Here is a 19,567-nt window from a genome sequence, read left to right as displayed (position 1 = left end):
GGGCCGTAGACGACCGCCATGTCGTGCTCGGCGGGGCGTGGTGTCGTTCTCGGCCGGGGTGTGTGGCGACGGTGGGTCGGGCCGGGGACTGGGGGCGGTCCGACCTAAGATCTGGGGGCGGCCGCGCTCCCCGCGGTGCCGCCCGACCGGAACCCCGCCCGCTGAGAGGACCTGCGTGCAGCACGACGACGTCGACTCCCTGCGACGGTCGAGCGCGGCGTGGCGGCTCCTGCGCGCGGACACGGCGCCGCTCGTGCTGTCGTTCCTCGGCACGCTGTTCGTCGAGGACAACGTGCGCGCGATCCCCGAGAGCGAGCTCGTCGCACGCCTCGACGACCACCTGTGGGCGGTCGACGGCAGGACGGCCCGGTCCGCCGGCACCGAGCCCCGGTACCCGCGCGCGCCGCAGGCGTACGTCGACCATTGGGCGCACCCGGACCAGGGCTGGCTCCGCGCCTGGTACCCGCCCGGCTCGGGCGAGCCGCACTACGACGCGACGCCCGCCGTCGAGCAGGCCGTGCGCTGGGTCGCGTCGCTGCGCGGCCGCGGGTTCGTGGGCACGGAGTCGCGGCTCAACACGGTCTTCGAGCTGCTGCGCCAGATCGCGGTCGGCACGCAGACCGACCCGGCCGAGCGTCTGCGCGAGCTCGAGGAGCGGCGCGCCGCGATCGACGAGGAGATCGCGCAGGTGCGCGCCGGGCGCGTGGCCGTGCTCGACGCCGCCGCCCAGCGCGACCGCTACCAGCAGCTCACGCAGACCGCCGCCGACCTCCTGTCGGACTTCCGCGAGGTCGAGGCGAACTTCCGCTCGCTCGACCGTGAGCTGCGCGAGCGCATCACCGGCTGGGACGGTGCCAAGGGCGAGCTGCTGGAGGAGGTCGTGCGCTCGCGCGCCGCCATCGCCGAGTCCGACCAGGGTCGCTCGTTCCACGCGTTCTACGACTTCCTGCTCGACCGCCGCCGTCAGGAGGAGTTCGCCGCGCTCGTCGAGCGCGTGCAGTCGCTCGACGCGATCGCGCCCGACGTCGTGCGGCCGGCACCGGGGACCGCAGGCCCCGGCGCCGCCACCGCGCGGGCCGCGGCGGACCAGGAGCACCGCCGGCTGCGGCGTGTGCACTACGACTGGCTCGACGCCGGCGAGCGCACGCAGGCGACCGTGCGGACGCTCTCGGAGCAGCTCCGCCGCTTCCTCGACGACCAGGTCTGGCTCGAGAACCGGCGCGTCATGGACATCCTGCGCGGCGTCGAGGCCAAGGCGCTCGCGGCACGCGACGCCGGGCGCGCGGCGGACGGTCGGCCGGGCCCGGGCGGCCCGCCCGGGATGGCGCTCGACGACGTCGCGCCGGACGTCGTGCTCCCGACGGAGCGGCCGCTCTTCACGCCTCGGCCGACCGCCCGCCTCGACTCCGACCACGTCGAGGTCGGCGACGACGACTTCGAGGTCGACGCGCTGTACGACCAGGTCCACGTGGACCCGGAGCGTCTCGCGCGCACGGTCCGCGCGACGCTCACCGCGCCGGGCGGGCCGGGAGAGGTCGCGCTCGCCGACCTGCTCGTGGACGCGCCCCTCGAGCACGGGCTGGCCGAGCTCGTGACCTACCTGTCGCTCGAGGACCCGCGCTTCGTCGTCGTCCACGACGAGGAGCGCACCGACGAGGTGCGGTGGGAGGGGGAGGGCCCCGGCGGCCCCGCCGCCGGGGACGGCGCGTCGGACCCCGTGGTGCGCGTCGCGCGCCTGCCGCGCGTCACGTACGCACGCACCGGGGCGGGCGGCGACCCGCCGCGCGGCCCTGCCACCGTGCCGCACGACCCCGTCGCCGTCCCGGACGACCCGCCCGCTGCCCTGCCTGACCCGCACCCCCACGACACCGCCGAACCCGCCCGGGAGGAGACCCCGTGAGCACGACCCGCACCGCGCGCGACCCGGAGCTGTCCGTCGTCGTGACGTCGCTGCTCAAGGGCGTCGTCTACCGCGAGTCCGGCGAGGCGCTGTGGCGCGACCTGCTCGCGCGCGAGGCCCAGGTGCGCGACACCGTCGCGATGATGGGCCTGCAGGTCGTCGTCGACGAGGGTGACGGCTACGCGTACCTGCGCTCGCAGCCCGAGCACGAGCGCGACGAGCGCGTGCCGCGTCTCATCCCGCGCCGTGAGCTGCCGTTCGACGTGAGCCTGCTGCTCGCGCTGCTGCGCAAGCGGCTCGCGCAGGCGGACTCCGAGGGCGGCGACACGCGGCTCGTGCTCGCGCGCACGGAGATCGTCGACCTGCTGCGGGTCTTCCTCGCGCAGGACGCCGGCGCCGCGGCCAACGAGGCGCGGCTCGTGGACCGCGTGGACGGGCTCGTGCGGCGCGTCGTGGAGCTGGGCTTCCTGCGCCCGGCAGGTCGCCCCGACCCCGACGGCTCGCCCGACGGCGGCGCCCCGGGCGAGGACGGCGACCCGGTCGGCGACGCCCGCCGGTACGAGGTGCGCCGCATCCTCAAGGCGTTCGTCGACGCGCAGTGGCTCGCGGACTTCGACGCGCGCCTCGCGCAGTACCTGGAGGTCGCGGCGGACGGCGGGGCGCGAGCGACGTCGTCGGGCACGGCGGGCAGGGGCACGGGCGCAGGGACAGGCGCAGGGACGGGCGCAGGGACGACGACGGGGACGGTGGCGTGATGGAGGGCCTGTTCAGCGCGGTCGAGCTGCACGACCCGGCGGCGGACCTCGACGCCCGGGCGGGCTTCCGCCTCGAGCGGCTCGAGGTGCTCAACTGGGGCACGTTCGACCAGCGCGTGTGGGCGTTCGACCTCGACGGCCGCAACGCGCTCCTCACGGGCGACATCGGGTCGGGCAAGTCGACGATCGTCGACGCCGTGACGACGCTGCTCGTGCCGTCGCACCGCATCTCCTACAACAAGGCGGCGGGGGCCGGGGCGCGCGAGCGGTCGCTGCGCTCCTACGTCGCGGGCCACTTCAAGTCCGAGCGCGACGAGGCGACGGGCGCGACGCGCCACGTGGGGCTGCGCGAGCGTGGCACGTACTCGGTGGTGCTGGGGCGGTTCTCCAACCGCGGGTTCGACCAGGAGGTCACGCTCGCCCAGGTGTTCTGGCTCGCGCAGGGGCAGTCGGGCCAGCCCGACCGGTTCTTCGTCACGGCCGACCGCCCGCTGACGATCACCGAGGACTTCGCCGGCTTCGGCGGCGACGTCGCGGCGCTGCGCCGCCGGCTGCGCGAGTCGGGCGCCCAGGTGCGCGACCACTTCCCGGAGTACGGGCGCGACTTCCGCCGCCTGCTGGGCATCCCGTCGGAGCAGGCGATGGACCTGTTCCACCAGACGGTGTCGATGAAGTCGGTGGGTGACCTCGGCGAGTTCGTGCGCGAGCACATGCTGGAGCCGTTCGACGCGGACCGCTGGACGGACCGGCTCGTCGCGCACTTCGACGACCTCACGAGCGCGCACGACGCCGTCGTGCGGGCCACCGCGCAGATCGAGCGTCTCGCGCCGCTGCTCGCCGACTGCGACGCGCACGACGCGCTGGGGGAGCGGGCCGCGGCGCTCGTGACCCGGCGCGACGCGCTGCGCGCGTTCACGGCCTCGCGCCGCGTGGCCGACCTCGACGGGCTGATCGGCGCGCTCGACGAGCGCGTCGCGGACGGCGAGTCCCGTCGGTCCCGGGTCGCCGACGAGCTCTCCGTCCTCGCCGCCGAGCGGCAGCGGCTCGAGCTCGAGCGCGCGGGCCACGGTGGCGACCGGCTCGCGGCGATCGAGGGCGAGGTCGCGCGCCGCGAGGTCGAGCGCGCCGCCCGTGAGCGCCGCGTCGCCCAGCTCGCGGGCTACGCCGCCGCGGCAGGCCTCACGCTCGGTGCACCTGAGGTTGCCGAACCCGGGGTCGCTCCTCAGGACGGGCCCGTCGTGGGGAGGGATCCAGGGTTCGGCGGCGGGGCGACGGCCGTGGCCGCTGCTCTCGTCGACGCCGAGGCGTTCGCGGCGCTGCGGCGCTCGGCCGACGACGCCGCGGGGCGCGTGCGCGAGGAGCTCGCCCGGGCCGAGGAGCGGGCTGCCGAGGTCTCCGCCGAGGTGCGCGCCGTCGAGCAGGAGACCGCCGACGTCAAGGCCGAGCTCGCGAGCCTCGCCGACCGCCGCTCCAACCTCCCGCGCACCCACCTGGAGGTCCGCGACCGGCTGTGCGCCGGCGTCGGGCTGACGCCGGGCGACGTGCCGTTCGTCGGCGAGCTGCTCGCGGTGCGCCCCGAGCACGCCGACTGGGAGGGCGCGGCCGAGCGCGTGCTGCGCGGCTTCGCGCTCTCGCTCCTCGTCCCGGCGACGCACTACGAGGCCGTCGCCGCGTGGGTCGACCGCGAGCACCTGGGGCTGCGGCTCGTCTACCACCGGGTCCCCGAGCGCGTCCCCGCGGCCCGGCCCGCGCCGCGCGACGACGTCCCGCTGCTCGCCGACCTGCTCGACGTGCGCCGCCTCGACGACGCACCGTCGCTCACGGCGTGGGTCGAGGCCGAGCTGGAGCGTCGCGCGGACCACGCGTGCGCGCCCGACCTCGACGCGTTCCGCCGGCTGCCCCGCGCGGTCACGCGCGCCGGCCAGGTGAAGCACTCGCCGGACCACCACGAGAAGAACGACACGCGTGCCGTCGACGACCGCCGCGGCTACGTGCTCGGGTGGTCGACGCAGGCCAAGATCGACGCGCTGCTGGAGCAGGCGGCGGAGGTGACCGCACGCCGCGACGCGCTCGCGCGGCGCCGCGACGAGGCCGCCGCCGCGCGCACCGCGCTCCAGGCGCGCTCCGCCGCGCTCGGGCGTCTCGACGTGTACCGCGACTGGGACGAGCTCGACCGCGGCGCGGAGACCGCGCGCATCGCCGAGCTCGCGGAGGAGAAGCGCAGGCTCGAGCAGGCGAGCGACGAGCTCGGCCGGATCGCCGGCCTGCTCGACGACAACGCGCGCCGCCACGGCGAGCTGGAGGCCGAGCGCGACCGCGTCGTCGCGACGCTCGGCGCCGACCGGCACGCGCTCGACGAGGCGCGCACCGCGCGCGAGCGCGCCCGGGCGGTGCTGGACGGCGCGGGCGAGGCGCTCGACGCGGAGACGACGGCGGCGCTCGCCGCCGAGTTCGACCGCGAGCTCGCGGCGGTCGGCCCGCCCGTCGCCACGGACCGGGACGGCACGGACCGGGACGGCACGGACCGGGACGGCGCGACCGGTCCGACGCGTGCGGCCGACCTCGACGCCGTCGAGAACGCGGTGCGCTCGCGGCTCACGGCCGAGGCGGAGCAGGCGCAGCGCGAGCGCGCCGACCTCGGGACGCGCGTCGCGGGCCAGATGGCGTCGTTCCGCTCGGCGTACCCCGTGGAGACGGCCGAGCTCGACGCGGACGTGCGGTCGGCCGACGGCTACCGCGAGATCCACGACCGGCTCGTGCGCGACGACCTCCCCCGGTTCGAGGCCGACTTCAAGGCGTACCTCAACACGAACGCGATCCGCGACATCGCGGGCTTCGCCGCGGAGCTCGCGAAGCAGGCCGACGTCATCCGCGACCGGATCGACACGATCAACGACTCGCTGCGCGCGATCGACTACAACCCGGGCCGGTACATCCGGCTCGAGATGTCGCGCACGCCCAACCTCGAGGTGCGCGAGTTCCAGCAGGACCTGCGCGCGTGCACCGACGGCGACGGCATCCTCGCCGAGGACGACCGCGCGCTCGCCGAGGGCGACGGGTCGGTCGCGGGCGACGTCGACGCGCTGTCGTACTCGGAGGACCGGTTCCTGCGCGTCAAGGCGCTCGTCGAGCGGTTCCGCGGGCGCGAGGGCATGACCGACCTCGACGAGGCGTGGCGCCGGCGCGTGACCGACGTGCGCAACTGGTTCGTGCTCTCCGCGTCCGAGCGGTCGCGCGCCGACGACTCCGAGCACGAGCACTACTCCGACTCCGGCGGCAAGTCCGGCGGGCAGAAGGAGAAGCTCGCGTACACGGTGCTCGCGGCGTCGCTCGCCTACCAGTTCAAGCTCGACTGGGGTGCGGTGCGCTCGACGGCGTTCCGGTTCGTCGTCATCGACGAGGCGTTCGGTCGGGGGTCGGACGAGTCGACCCGGTTCGCGCTCGAGCTCTTCCGCCGCCTGGGGCTCCAGCTCCTCATCGTCACGCCGCTGCAGAAGATCCACGTGATCGAGCCGTACATCTCGGCCGTCGGGTTCGTCGACAACCCCTCGGGCCGGTCGTCCCGCCTGCGGACCCTGTCGATCGCCGCGTACCGCGACGGCCGCCCCGCGCCCGAGCCTGCCTCCGCCCCCGAGCCCGAGACGGCGACCCTCGCGAGGTAGACCCCCGCCCCGCCGAGGTAGACCCCCGGTCTGCCGAGGTAGAACCCTGGTCTGCCGAGGTAGAACCGTGGTCTGCCGAGGTAGAACGGTGGTCTGTCGAGGTAGAACCCTGGTCTGTCGAGGGAGAACCGTGGTGCGGCGCGGCCCGACGGCGGGACGTCAGTCGAGCGGTCGTGGTCGCCGGGCGCCGGCGAGGGTGGAGGCGAGGATCGCCTCGATCGCGAACGCGGTGGACTCGGCGAGGTCCACGGCGTCGGGGTCGAGGAGCCACTGGATCTGAAGGCCGTCCATCGCGCCGATGATCGTGGACGCGGCGAGGTCGAGCGCGGCGTCGGTGAGCTCGTAGTCCGTCTCGGTGTCCCCTGCGGCGCGGCGTTCCTCGATCACCTCGCGCAGCGCGCCCGCGATGTCGGCGCGCAGGCCTGTGAAGCGCTCGGTGACCCAGGCGCTCGCGGGGTGCCCGTCGGTGACGGCCTCGCCCGTGAGCACGGTGTAGGCCTGGACGATCCCGGGCCGCTCGGCGTTGATCGCGGCGGTCTTGACGAGGTGCCGGAAGAGGTCGAGCCCGCCCGGGATGTGCTGCCCCTCCAGGTGCTCGACGTCGACGCGGTCGCGGAACTCGAGGACCTCGGTGAGGAGGCGGTCCTTCGAGCCGAAGTGGTGCAGGACGCCCGCGTGCGTGATCCCGACCTGCTCGGCGACCTCGGCGAGGGAGCCCTGGTGGTAGCCCTTGGACCCGAAGACGCGCATCGCCGCGCGCAGGATCTCCTCGCGGCGTTCGAGCGTCGCCGGTCGGGTGCGGCGGGGGCGGGGGCTCCGCGCGGGGGGTGCGCCGTCGGCGGTGCTCCGCGTGGGGGAGTCGTCGGTCATGACGGTAACCATACTGTGACCCGAATACTGTTACTGACAAGTTAGTAATGTGTGGTTGAATCGCCCCCGGAATGGCGTCGAGGGCGACGATCGCCCGGCGTCGCCGCAGATCACGGACTCGCCGAGGAGCCCCACGTGACCGCTCGCACCCGCACCCGTCGTCCGCGTCACGCGTCGGCCCGGCGCGCCGCCGCCCCGGCCCTCGTCCTCCTCACCGTGGGCTGCGGGCTCGTGGCACCGGCGGACGAGACGACGCCCCCCGTGGCACCGCACTCCCCGGTCCTGACGGTCGGGATGCCGAACACCGTGGGCGAGGAGGACAACAACCCGTTCGACAGCGGATCCGCGGCGCAGAAGCTGGGATACGCGAACGTCCTCTACGAGCCGCTCGCGCAGGTCAACCTCGTCGACCCCGCGCAGGACCCGACCCCCTGGCTCGCGAGCGCCTGGTCCTGGGACGCGGGCTACACGGAGCTGCGGGTCACGGTGCGCGAGGGCGTGACGTGGTCGGACGGCGAGCCGCTCACGCCCGACGACGTCGCCTTCACGTTCGGGCTCCGCAGGGACGAGCCCGCGCTCAACCCGGACCTCCTCCCGTACGAGGACGTCCGGGTCGAGGGGCAGGACGTCGTCGTCACGTTCGGGAGCGGTCAGTACGTCAACAGGACGAAGGCGATCAACACGTTCGTCGTGCCGGAGCACGTGTGGGCCACGCGCGCCGCGGAGACGGTCCTGGACGACCCGAACCTCGACCCCGTCGGGACGGGCCCGTACGTGCTGGAGGAGTTCGCGCCCGACGGGGTCACGCTCGTCGCGCGGGACGACTACTGGGGCGGGCCTCTCGCCGTCCCCGAGCTGCGGTACGTCGCCTACCCGGACAACGGCGCGCTCACCGCGGCGTACGTGAGCGGCGAGGCGCAGTGGGGCTGGGCGTACATCCCCTCCTACGAGAGCGTCTACCTCGCCGCCGACCCCGAGCACCTCCACCAGTTCGCCCCGACCGGCCTGGCCGTCGACGCGCTCTTCCTCAACACGCAGGTGCCGCCGTTCGACGACGTGGCGGTCCGGCGGGCGGTGAACCTCGTGCTCGACCGTGACGACATCTCGAACCTCGCGACGTCGGGCGTGTGGCCGCCGCTGCGCAGCGCGACGGGCCTGCCGATGCCCGCGGGCGAGTCGTTCGTCAGCCCGGACCTCGCGGACCGGACGCTCGCGGTCGACGTCGAGCACGCCGCCGCGATCCTCGAGGACGCCGGGTACGAGCTCGTGGACGGGGTCCTGCACGACGACGAGGGCGTCCCCGTGACGTTCACCCTCACGAACCCGGCCGGGTGGACGGACTACATGGCGGAGCTCGAGATGGTCGGGGAGGCCGTCGCGCGGCTCGGCATCGTCGCGACCGTCGAGGGGCAGGACGAGGCCGAGTGGTTCGACCGGATCGGCACGGGCGACTTCCAGGCGTCGATGCACTGGACCGACGGCGGCGCGACGCCGTGGGACACGTACTCCAGCCAGATGAACGGTGCGCACGTGCGCCCGATCGGCACGACGGCCGACGCGAACTTCGGCCGGTTCCAGGACGCCGAGGCGGACGCCGCGTTCCTGACCTACGCCTCCTCGACCGACGACGCGGAGCGCGCGGAGGCCCTGGCCACGATCCAGCGGGTCTACGTGGAGCAGGTCCCCGCGATCCCGCTGCTCGGCCGGCCGACGGCGGCCCAGTACTCGACCCGTGCGTACACGGGCTTCCCGTCGGCCGAGGACCCGTACGCGTCGCCGCAGCCGACCAGCCCCGCCGCGTCGATGATCCTGACGCGGCTCGCGCCCGGCCCGGTCGAGTAGCGCCGGACGGGGGTCGGCGCGCACCTCTGCCCGTCGTCTCTCCCGAACGCACACACACGTCCTCTACGGTGGAGGGATGCCCTCCGACCACGCCCCGACCCGGCCGCTGCCGACCAGCGGCGGGACGGGAACGCGGCCGCTCCCGGTGACGCCGCCGGTGCTGCCGCCCACGCCTGGACCGGCGACGCCGCCCGGCCCGGCCGTCCCCTCGTACGCCGCCGTGCCGCCGGGTCAGCCCGGGCAGCCCGTGCCGCCGTACCCGCCCGGCCGCCCGGCCGTCGCGGGCGGTCACCCGGGAGCGTCCGCGCACCCGCCCGCCCCGCGACCGTCGCCCGGTGCTCCTGCTGGCCGTGACGACGGGCCGAGCACCGCGTCGCGAGTCGTCGCGGCGGTCGTCGCGGTGCTCGCGGTCGCGGCGGCGTGGGTCGTGTGGCGGTACTTCGTGGACACCTACGCGGGGCAGATGCTCGAGCGCGCAGCGTTCGACGGCGCCGTCACCGGGCAGGGCGAGCTCTGGGCCGTGGCCGAGCCGGTCCTGGACACGGTCTCGGTCGCGTTCGTCGTCGGGGGCCTCGCGGCGGCGATGGGCATCGCGCTGCTGCGTCGCCGCTGGGGGCTCGCGGTGCAGGTCGCGTTCCTCGTCGTCGGCGCGAACGTCACGACGCAGCTCGTCAAGCACTCGCTCCTCGGCCGCGAGGAGCTCATCGGCGGCTGGCACTGGGAGAACTCCCTGCCCAGCGGTCACACCACGGTCGCGGGCTCGGTCGCGGCGGCCCTGCTCCTCGTCGTGCCGCGCGGCGCCCGGCCGCTCGTCGCCGTCCTCGGTGGCGCGTACACGGCGGCGACCGGGGTGTCGACCCTCGTCGGCCAGTGGCACCGCCCGAGCGACGTCGTCGCGGCGGTCCTCGTCGTGCTCGCCTGGGCCGCGCTCGTGTGCGCCTTCACCCCGCGGTCGTCGCTCGACCCGGGCGCCGGTCCCACCCCCGGGTCGACGGTCATGGCGGTCCTGCTGCTGCTCGGTGCGGGCGCGGCCGGGGTCGCGGCGGCGCTCGCCCTGCGCGCGACGCCGGCGACGTGGGACACGACGACGGCGCAGGAGGTCACGGCCTACGCGGGTGGTGTCGCGGGGGTGCTCGCCGTGACGGCCGCCGCGTTCGCGGTCCTGCTCCTCGTCCGACAGTCCACAGCCCGCCCGGACGCCCGCCGCGTTCAGCGATAGGGTGCCGCTGGCGCGAGTGGCGTAACGTCAGAGGCTGCCGCGGCGGGCGACCGGAAGGCCGTCACGGCGCGACGGGCGCGAGTGCCGCGCCGCCCGCGGTGGCGACCGGCCGCCGTCGGGCACCGCGACCGCACCCCCACGGAACCAGCACGTACGGACGAAAGCAGGATCGGATGCCACGCAAGCTCGTGATCGTCGAGTCTCCCGCCAAGGCTCGCAAGATCCAGGGCTACCTGGGCGACGACTACGAGGTCGAGGCGAGCGTCGGGCACATCCGCGACCTGCCGCAGCCGTCCGAGCTGCCCGCGGACATGAAGAAGGGCCCGTACGGCAAGTTCGCGGTCGACGTCGAGAACGGGTTCGACCCGTACTACGAGGTCTACGCGGACAAGAAGAAGAAGGTCGCCGAGCTCAAGCGGGCGCTCAAGGACGCCGACGAGCTCTACCTTGCGACCGACGAGGACCGCGAGGGCGAGGCCATCGCGTGGCACCTCCTCGAGGCGCTCAAGCCCAAGGTCCCGGTCAAGCGCATGGTGTTCCACGAGATCACGCGCGAGGCGATCCAGCGCGCGCTGCAGAACACGCGCGACCTCGACGAGCACCTCGTCGACGCGCAGGAGACGCGCCGCATCCTCGACCGCCTCTACGGCTACGAGGTCTCGCCGGTGCTGTGGCGCAAGATCGCGCAGGGCCTCTCGGCCGGTCGCGTGCAGTCGGTCGCGACGCGCCTCGTGGTCGAGCGCGAGCGCGAGCGCATGGCGTTCGTCGCGGCCGAGTACTGGGACGTCACGGGGACGTTCGAGCACGCGGACGCGTCGGCTCCCGACGCCGGGAAGGCGTTCGGCGCCCGGCTCGTGCAGGTCGGTGACGCGCGCGTCGCGTCGGGCCGCGACTTCGACGACCGCGGGCAGCTCAAGGCGGCCGCGGTGCGCGACGGCGTCACGCACCTCGACGAGGCGACGGCCCGCTCGGTCGTGGCCGGACTCGCGGACGCGGCGTTCGCCGTGCGCTCGCTCGACACCAAGCCGTACACGCGCCGCCCCGCGGCGCCGTTCACGACGTCGACCCTCCAGCAGGAGGCGAGCCGCAAGCTGCGCATGTCGTCGCGCCAGGCGATGCGCACCGCGCAGTCGCTGTACGAGAACGGCTACATCACCTACATGCGTACGGACTCGCCGTCGCTGTCGGCCGAGGCCACGACGGCGGCCCGCCGCCAGGCGGCCGAGCTCTACGGCCCCGAGTTCGTCCCGGAGAAGCCGCGGGTCTACGCCGCGAAGAACCAGGGCGCGCAGGAGGCGCACGAGGCGATCCGCCCCGCGGGCGACTCGTTCCGCACCCCCGCGCAGGTCAAGCGCGAGCTGAGCGACGACCAGTTCCGGCTTTACGAGCTCGTGTGGAAGCGCACCGTCGCGTCGCAGATGGCCGACGCCAAGGGCTCGACGGCGTCCGTGCGGCTCGGTGCGACGCTGTCGGCTGACGCGGGTGACGTCGCGGGTCGCGACGCCGTGTTCGCCGCGTCGGGCACCGTCATCACGTTCCGCGGCTTCCTCGCCGCGTACGAGGAGAGCTCGGACGTCGACCGGTACGCCGAGGACGCTCCCGTCGTCGCGGCGAAGGGTGACGACGACGCGCGCCTGCCGCAGATGGCCGAGGGTGACGCCCTGCGCGGCGACGACCTCACGGCGGACGGCCACTCGACGTCGGCCCCGCCCCGGTACACCGAGGCCAGCCTGGTCAAGGCGCTGGAGGAGCTCGGGATCGGTCGGCCGTCGACGTACGCCTCGACGATCTCGACCATCCAGGACCGCGGGTACGTGCTGTCGCGCGGGCAGGCGCTCGTGCCGAGCTGGCTCGCGTTCGCCGTCGTGCGGCTCCTGGAGGAGCACTTCGACCGGCTGGTCGACTACGACTTCACCGCCCGGATGGAGGCCGACCTCGACGAGATCGCCGCCGGGCGCCGCGACCGCGTCGCGTGGCTCACGGAGTTCTACTTCGGCGACGCCGCGAAGGGGGAGGACGCCGAGGGCCTGCGCGACCTCGTCGCGAACCTCGGCGACATCGACGCGCGCGGCATCAACTCGGTGCCGATCGGCGAGGGCATCCAGCTCCGGGTCGGGCGGTACGGGCCCTACGTGGAGGACCTCTCCGTCCCCGTCAAGGAGGGCGAGAACCCGCCGCGCGCGTCCGTGCCCGACGACGTCGCCCCCGACGAGCTGACCGTCGCCAAGGCGCGCGAGCTCCTCGCGGCCGGCGCCGACGACGGCAAGGTGCTGGGCACCGACCCCGTCTCGGGCAACGAGGTCGTCGCGAAGGCCGGACGCTACGGGCCCTACGTCACCGAGGTGCTCGACCTCCCGCCGATCGACACGAGCCTCTCGGCCGCCGCGCAGAAGAAGGCCAAGGCCGCGCAGCCCAAGCCCCGCACGGCGTCGCTGCTCAAGACGCAGACGCTCGACACGATCACGATCGACGACGCGCTGCGCCTGCTGTCGCTGCCCCGCGTCGTCGGGACCGACCCGGAGTCCGGCGAGGAGATCACGGCGCAGAACGGCCGCTACGGCCCGTACCTCAAGAAGGGCACCGACTCGCGCTCGCTGCCCGACGAGGAGTCGATGTTCACCGTCACCCTCGACGAGGCGATCGAGCTCTACAAGCAGCCGAAGCGCGGCCGTGGCCAGCGTGCCGCGACCCCACCGCTGCGCGAGCTCGGCGACGACCCGAACAGCGGCAAGCCGATCGTCGTCAAGGACGGCCGGTTCGGCGCGTACGTCACCGACGGCGAGACGAACCGCACCCTCCCGCGCGACGTCACGCCCGAGTCGATCACGCCCGAGCGTGCGATCGAGCTGCTCGCCGAGAAGCGCGCGCAGGGCCCGGCCAAGAAGCGCACGACGACCCGCAAGCCTGCCGCCAAGAAGACCGCCGCCAAGAAGTAGCCGCTCGGGCGAGGCCCCCGGCCGGCCGAGGTTGAACCGCGGTTCTGCGAGGGAGAACCGTGGTCGGCCCTCAGCTCCGCGTGGTCGGTCCGCGGCGTGGGTGGTCTCGGTGCTCGGGCCGCCGCGCCGTCACCCTGGTCTCTGGGCCGTGGGTTCTCGGAGCGCCGCTCTGACGCCCCTTCGCATCCGAGCCCACCCCCACCGCTCACCTGTCGACCCGCCATGCCCGACGCCTGGCCGACCAGGCGGTCCCGGCAGGCCGAACAGGTGACCATGGCTCGTCCACCGCCCAGGACCAGCCAGGACCACCTGCTCGGCGCGATGCGACGCTGGCGGATCCGGCACCGCGGGCGGTCGCCCGAGGCGCGCACAGACCAGGGTGCGACGAAGCCGGGCGGGGTGGGTGGTGGTGCCGCGTCGTGGTGGGCCTGGCGGGAGCCGCGAGGGACGAGCGGCGGATGGTAGACGCGGCACCACCACCCACCCCGACCACACCAGCCAGCCACGCGCCGTCGGGCACAAGAACCACGGCTCTTCCTCGCGCGACCACGACGCTACCTCGCGGGTCGGAAGCGGTTGGCAGAATAGATGAGTGCTGTTATAACAGTGCTGTGACATCCATCGACCCCACGACGGTCCCCGGGCGCTGGGATGCGCTGCACGCGCTGCTGCGGCGGCTCGACGACGAGATCGCCACGGTCTACACCGACCGCGGCATCGAGGGCGTGCGCTCGCGGTTCGTGTACCCGCTGATCCGGCTCGCGCACACCGGCCCGCTGACCATCCGCGACCTCGCGGCGTCGCTCGGGCGGACGCACTCGGCGATGAGCCAGACCGTCACCGCGATGCGGAGCGAGGGTTGGGTCGAGACCGAACCCGGGGCGGACGCCCGTACGCGTCGCGTCGCGCTCACCGACAGGGCGCGGGCGATCGTCCCGCTCCTCGAGGCCGAGTGGCGTGCGACGGAGGAGTCCGTCGCGGAGCTCGACGACGAGCTGCCGCACGCGTTGAGCGCCGTCGTGGTCGAGCTCGAGCGCGTCCTCGCGCGCCGCTCGCTGCGCGAGCGGCTCGTGGAGCGGCTCGACGCGGCGGGCTACCCGGTGCCCGGAGAGCCCGCAGGGCCTGAAGTGCCCGCCGGGCCCGTCCCCGACGGCGCCCCGCACCAGGACCGCTGAGGTGCGCGACCACGTCCTCGACGTCCGCCCCCTGCGTTCCAGCCGCGCGTACCGCGACCTCTGGGCGGGCTCGGCCGTCGGCGGGCTCGGGTTCCAGGTCGCGAGCGTCGCCGTGCTGCTGCAGGTCTGGGAGCTCACGCGCAGCCCGCTGTGGACCGGCACGATCGGCCTGGCGACCGCCGTCCCGCTCCTGACCCTGGGCCTCGTCGGCGGGCACCTCGCCGACGTGCACGACCGCCGCACGATCATGCGGCTCGCCGCGACCGGGCAGGCGCTCGCCGCGGTCGGTCTCGTCGGGCAGGCCGTCGCGGGCAACCGGTCGGTGTGGCTGCTCCTCGCGCTCGTGAGCCTCGGGGCGGCCTGCAACGCGCTGGGCTCCCCGGCCCGGCGGACCGTGCCGCCGCGCCTCCTTCCGCCGGACCAGGTCGCCGCGGGTCTCGCGCTCCAGAACCTCGCGTTCCAGGTCTCGATGCTCGTCGGCCCGGCGCTCGCGGGCCTCGTCGTCGCGCGGTGGGACCTCCCGGCGGCGTACGGGCTCCAGGCCGCGGCGGCGGTCGTCGCGCTGCTCGGGCTCGTGCGCCTCCCACCGCTCCCGCCCGGGGTGCCGTCCAGGACGCCCCTACCGTCCGACGCCGACGCCGAAGCCGAAGCCGACGCCGACGCCGACCCCGACCCCGACCCTGACGCCGACGCCCAGGCCGATGTCGTGTCCGGCGTCGTGCGTGTCGTCGTACCCGTCGGCGCACCGGCCGAGGTCGGTGCGGCTGGGTCGGACGCCCCCAGCGAGGCCCCGGCGACGGGTGCGCCGACCGCCGCACCCGCGCCGCGTCGTCGGGCCGCCGCGGGCGGGTGGGCGGTCGTCTGGCGCAAACCGACGCTGCGCGGGTCGTTCGCGACCGACGTCGCGGCGACCCTGCTCGCGATGCCGGTCTCGCTGTTCCCCCTGGTCAACGAGATCCGGTTCGACGGCGATCCGCGGACCCTCGGCCTGTTCCTCTCCGCGATCGCGGTGGGCGGCATCGGGGCGGGCCTGTTCTCGGGTGCGGTGACCCGCGCGTCGCGGTCGGGCGCGCTCCAGCTCGCCGCCGCGGCGACGTGGGGCGTGGCGCTCGCCGGGTTCGGCCTCGCGGGGCCGCTGTGGCTCGCGCTCGCGTGCCTCGCGGTCGCGGGCGCCGCCGACACGGTGAGCGTGGTGACCCGTGGCGCGCTCGTCCAGCTGGAGACGCCGGACGAGTTCCGCGGGCGCGTGTCCGCGGTCGAGCACGTCGTCGGGGTCGCGGGCCCGGAGGTCGGCAACTTCCGCGGCGGCGTGCTGGCGTCGCTCACGTCGGCCCCGGTCGCGCTGGTGGTGGGTGGCCTGGCCGCGAGCGCCGTCGTCGGTCTGGTCGCCTGGCGCAACACCCCGCTCCGCCGCTACCGCACCCCGGTCCCCTCCCCGGTCCCGTGAGTGCATGAAATAGGCGCGTTTGGGTGCCCGGAGCGCGACTATTTCATGCACTCAGCGGGGTCCTGTCAGTCGACCGTGACGGCGTCGAGGACCGGGAGGCGGGCGGCGCGGATCGCGGGCCAGACGCTCGCGACGAGGCCGATCACGACGGCGACGCCGAGGATCGCGAGCACCTGGCCCCACGGGACGGCGAGCGTGCTCAGGCCCTCGTCCGCGAGCACGCCGGGCAGGGCCGCGCCGATGCCGATGCCCGTCGCGACGCCCAGCACCGTCCCGTACACCGCGGTGAGCACCGACTCGATCGCGATGACGCCCGCGAGCTGCAGCCGTCCGAGCCCGACGGCGCGCAGCAGCCCGATCTCGCGCGTTCGCTCGATGATCGACAGCGCGAGCGTGTTGACGATGCCGAGCAGCGCGATGACGATCGACAGCGCGAGGAGCGCGTAGAGGATCACGAGCACCTGGTTCACCTGGTCGGCGAACGCGGAGGCGGTCTGCTCGCGGTCGAGCACCGTGACGACGAGGAACGGCTCGACGGCGGTCGTCAGCGCCGCGCGCAGGTCCTCCACCTCGGCCGGGGTCGCCCCGTCCGCGGCGGACACGTAGACGATCCGGACGCTCGCCTGCGCGGCGGGCACGACGGCGTCGAACACGTCGTCGCGCACGAGGATCCCCGTCCCGACGAGCTGGCTGTCGATCACGGCGCCGACGCGTGCCTCGACCGCGGCGTCTCCCTCGCCCAGGCGCAGGGTGTCGCCGACCTCCCACCCGCGCTCGCGCGCGGTGCGCCGGTGCACGACGACGTCCCCCGCCTCGAGCGTCGCCGTCGGGTCTCCCGCGAGCGCCACGGGATCGAGCGCGGTGTCGAAGAAGCCCGCGGGCACGCCGGCCACGTCCGTCCCGCGAGCCTCGCCGCCGCCCGACCCGTCGCCCGGCGCCTCGTCGGACCCGTCGTCGGACCCGGGCGTTCCGCTCCCGGAGGCGCCGACCGTCGCGACCGGCGCGAGCCCCAGCCGCACGGTGTCGACGACCGCGGCGCCGGGCGTCGCGGCGATCGCCTCCACGGCTCCCTCCGGCACGACGAGGGTCGCGGAGTCCACCACGAGGTCGGCGCGCACCTCGTTCTCGACGATGCTCCGCACGGACGCCTGGGTCGAGGCGGCGATGACTCCCGTGACCGAGACGAGCGCCATGCCGATGAGCAGGGCACCGGCGGTGCTCGCCGTGCGGCGCGGGTTGCGCGTCACGTTGCCGCGCGCCAGTCGTCCGAGCGGCCGCAGCGCGACGACGAGCGGCCACGCGAGCACGGTCAGCACGCCGCGCGCGACGGCCGGTGACCCGACGAGCACCCCGACGAGCACGAGCCCCGCGCCGACGCCGAGCAGCACGCGCGGGCTCAGGTCGTCGACCCACGCCCACCCGGTCGGGGCGTCGGCGACCGACGAGCCGAGGAACGCCGCGAGCCACAGGACCCCGGCTCCCGCGGCGACGAGCACGATCCCGCCCACCGCCCGGACGCCCGTCCCGCGGTCCGGGGCGACGTCGTCGCGCATCGCCTGGACCGGCGGGATCGCCGCGGCGCGTCGCGCGGGCAGGACGGCCGCGAGCACGCTGACGACCGCCCCCAGCCCGACCGCGGCGACGACCTGCGGCGCGCCGAGCGGGACGCGCCCCGAGAACTCCATCCCGGCGAGCGTGAGCCCCCAGCGGATCACGCGCACCAGCCCGGCGCCGGCGAGGACGCCGAGCCCGCCGCCCACGAGCCCGACGACGAGCGCCTGCACCAGGACCGACGCGAACACCTGGCCGGGCGACGCGCCGAGCGCCCGCAGGAGCGCGAGCTCGCGCAGGCGCTCGCGCACCGACATCGCGAACGTGTTCGCGATGATGAACGCCCCCACGAACAGCGCGATCGCCGCGAACACGAGCAGGAACGTCTCGACGAACCCGAGCACCTCCTCGACGGCCTCGCTCGCCTCGGCGCGCGCCTGCTCGCCCGTGACGGCCTCCGCGCCGTCGGGCAGCACGTCCCCGACGCGTGCCGCGAGGGCCTCCTCGTCGACAGGCCCCGACGACGGCGACGCCCAGACCGAGAGCTGCGGCACCATCCCGTCCGGGGCGTACACCTCGCGCGCCGTCTCGCCGTCGATCCCGACGAGCACCGCGCCCGCGGCGGCGGCCTCGATCCCGAAGACCCCGGACACGGTGACGGGCGTCGGCTCGCCGCCCAGCACGACCGTCGTCTCGTCTCCGGTCGTCAGCCCGGCGGTCTCCGCCGCGCTCTGCTCGAGCACGATCTCGTCCGGCCCGGGCCACGCGCCGTCGAGCAGGGTGAGGCTCGGGTCCTCGGGGTCGATCGAGAACGCGGTGCTCGGCGGGCCCGTCGTCACGACGGCGGTCCCGTCGGCGGCGACGAGCACGACCGGCCCCGACACGTCCGGCACGGCGCGCGCGACGCCGTCGACCCTCTCGACGTCCGGTGCGAGGTCCGCCGGGACGAGCGTGCGGTCGCCCGCGAACCCGTTCCCGCCGCCCCCGCCGCCCGGACCGGCCGCGTCGCCGGTGACCTCCTGCGCGCCGCGGACGTAGACGTCGGCGGTGAGCGTCGTCGCGATGATGTCGTCGAAGGTGGAGGACAGCATGCCGCGGAACGCGAACGTGCCCACGACGAACGCGACGCCGAGCGTCACGGCGAGCACCGAGAGCACGAACCGCACGACGTGGGCCCGCACGCCCCGCAGGGCGACGCGGATCATGCCGGGTCGGCCGGGGCAGCGTGCCGCCCGACGGGCGCCGCCGACCCACCCGAGGCCTCGGGCCGGGTGCTCACAGGTCCGGCGCTCGCAGGCTCGGCGCTCGCGGGCCCGGGCGGACCGCCGTCGTCCGCCGCGAGCGCGAGCGCGTCGAGGATGTCCTGCTGCGTCGGGTCGAGCAGCTCGCCCGCGAGGCGGCCGTCGGCGAGGAACACGACGCGGTGCGCGTACGACGCCGCGCGCGGGTCGTGCGTGACCATGACGACGGTCTGGTCGAGCTCGTCCACGGACCGGCGCAGGAACGCCAGCACCTCGCCCGCGGAGCGGGAGTCGAGGTTGCCGGTCGGCTCGTCGGCGAACACGATCGACGGCCGGGAGACGAGCGCCCGTGCGCACGCGACGCGCTGCTGCTGCCCGCCGGAGAGCTCGGACGGGCGGTGGTGCAGGCGGTCGCGCAGCCCGACGGAGTCGACGACCTCGTCGAACCAGGCGCGGTCCACGGGGGACCGCGCGATGTCGAGGGGGAGCGTGATGTTCTCCGCGGCGGTGAGCGTCGGCACGAGGTTGTAGGCCTGGAAGACGAACCCGACACGCGTGCGACGCAGGGCCGTCAGGCGGCGCTGCGACAGGCGGCTGATCTCCTGGCCGTCGATGACGACGCTGCCGGACGTCGGGGAGTCGAGCCCCGCCAGGCAGTGCATGAGCGTCGACTTCCCGGAGCCGGACGGTCCCATGATCGCGGTGAGCCGCCCGCGGGCGAAGTCGACGTCGACGCCGTCGAGCGCGCGGACCGCCGTCGTGCCGGACCCGTAGACCTTGACGAGGTCGCGCGCGCTCGCGCGCGCCTCGGGCGCGTCCGGGGTGTCGGTCGACGCGGCGGTCCGGGGCGCGGGGGACGTCATGGTCCCCATCGTGACGCGCCGCGCCGCCCGCCGCACCACCCGCGCGGGGGAGAGGCCGCGGCGCGCGGCTCCGCGCGGACCGACGTTCTGTGGACGCGGAGCGGTG

At 75.1% G+C, this 19,567-nt stretch carries 11 protein-coding genes; 8 read left to right on the top strand and 3 right to left on the bottom strand.

Annotated elements, in window-relative coordinates; translation table 11 throughout:
* Positions 1-175: 175 nt before the first annotated feature.
* The 3 genes from FIC82_RS18155 to FIC82_RS18145 are packed head-to-tail and all read left to right on the top strand — an operon-like array spanning position 176 to position 6,317.
* Positions 176-1,900 (top strand): DUF3375 domain-containing protein, encoded by a 1,725-nt coding sequence (locus FIC82_RS18155; RefSeq protein ID WP_168732080.1) that lies wholly within the window; start codon positions 176-178, stop codon positions 1,898-1,900.
* Complete coding sequence (locus tag FIC82_RS18150; RefSeq protein ID WP_216609932.1) at positions 1,897-2,655, top strand: DUF4194 domain-containing protein; 759 nt, start codon at positions 1,897-1,899, stop codon at positions 2,653-2,655. Before FIC82_RS18155 ends, FIC82_RS18150 begins: the two co-directional genes overlap by 4 nt.
* Complete coding sequence (locus FIC82_RS18145; protein ID WP_154799413.1) at positions 2,655-6,317, top strand: ATP-binding protein; 3,663 nt, start codon at positions 2,655-2,657, stop codon at positions 6,315-6,317. The genes FIC82_RS18150 and FIC82_RS18145 overlap by 1 nt, the downstream gene beginning before the upstream one ends.
* Positions 6,318-6,476: 159 nt before the next feature.
* Here FIC82_RS18145 and FIC82_RS18140 read toward each other — a convergent pair whose 3' ends face one another.
* On the bottom strand, positions 6,477-7,187 hold the full coding sequence (locus tag FIC82_RS18140; protein WP_168732079.1) for a TetR/AcrR family transcriptional regulator: 711 nt from the start codon (positions 7,185-7,187) through the stop codon (positions 6,477-6,479).
* A 135-nt stretch (positions 7,188-7,322) separates the two neighbouring features.
* Between FIC82_RS18140 and FIC82_RS18135 the strand changes: the two genes are divergently transcribed.
* The 5 genes from FIC82_RS18135 to FIC82_RS18115 all read left to right on the top strand — a co-directional run bounded on the left by FIC82_RS18135 (position 7,323) and on the right by FIC82_RS18115 (position 15,806).
* Positions 7,323-9,029, top strand: a complete 1,707-nt coding sequence (locus FIC82_RS18135; RefSeq protein WP_154799411.1) for an ABC transporter substrate-binding protein — start codon at positions 7,323-7,325, stop codon at positions 9,027-9,029.
* A gap of 76 nt (positions 9,030-9,105) precedes the next feature.
* Positions 9,106-10,248 (top strand): phosphatase PAP2 family protein, encoded by a 1,143-nt coding sequence (locus FIC82_RS18130; protein ID WP_154799410.1) that lies wholly within the window; start codon positions 9,106-9,108, stop codon positions 10,246-10,248.
* Between the two features lie 173 nt (positions 10,249-10,421).
* Positions 10,422-13,184, top strand: a complete 2,763-nt coding sequence (gene topA, locus FIC82_RS18125) for a type I DNA topoisomerase (RefSeq protein ID WP_154799409.1) — start codon at positions 10,422-10,424, stop codon at positions 13,182-13,184.
* Positions 13,185-13,795: 611 nt separating this feature from the next.
* Entirely contained in the window at positions 13,796-14,359 is a 564-nt protein-coding gene (locus FIC82_RS18120; protein WP_168732078.1) for a MarR family winged helix-turn-helix transcriptional regulator, read from the top strand.
* 1 nt (position 14,360) lies between these two features.
* A complete protein-coding gene (locus FIC82_RS18115; RefSeq protein ID WP_168732077.1) occupies positions 14,361-15,806 on the top strand; it encodes an MFS transporter in 1,446 nt (481 codons plus the stop codon).
* Between the two features lie 65 nt (positions 15,807-15,871).
* On the opposite strand, the gene FIC82_RS18110 is transcribed toward FIC82_RS18115, so the two are convergent.
* Positions 15,872-18,562 (bottom strand): ABC transporter permease, encoded by a 2,691-nt coding sequence (locus tag FIC82_RS18110; protein ID WP_154799406.1) that lies wholly within the window; start codon positions 18,560-18,562, stop codon positions 15,872-15,874.
* Positions 18,559-19,461 (bottom strand): ABC transporter ATP-binding protein, encoded by a 903-nt coding sequence (locus FIC82_RS18105; RefSeq protein WP_154799405.1) that lies wholly within the window; start codon positions 19,459-19,461, stop codon positions 18,559-18,561. Before FIC82_RS18105 ends, FIC82_RS18110 begins: the two co-directional genes overlap by 4 nt.
* Between the last annotated feature and the right edge of the window lie 106 nt (positions 19,462-19,567).

The sequence above is a fragment of the Cellulosimicrobium protaetiae genome (assembly GCF_009708005.2).
In the GTDB taxonomy this organism is placed as follows: Bacteria; Actinomycetota; Actinomycetes; order Actinomycetales; family Cellulomonadaceae; genus Cellulosimicrobium; species Cellulosimicrobium protaetiae.
The sequence above is the reverse complement of the archived record's forward strand: the minus strand, read 5'-3'. Positions and strand labels throughout refer to the sequence as shown.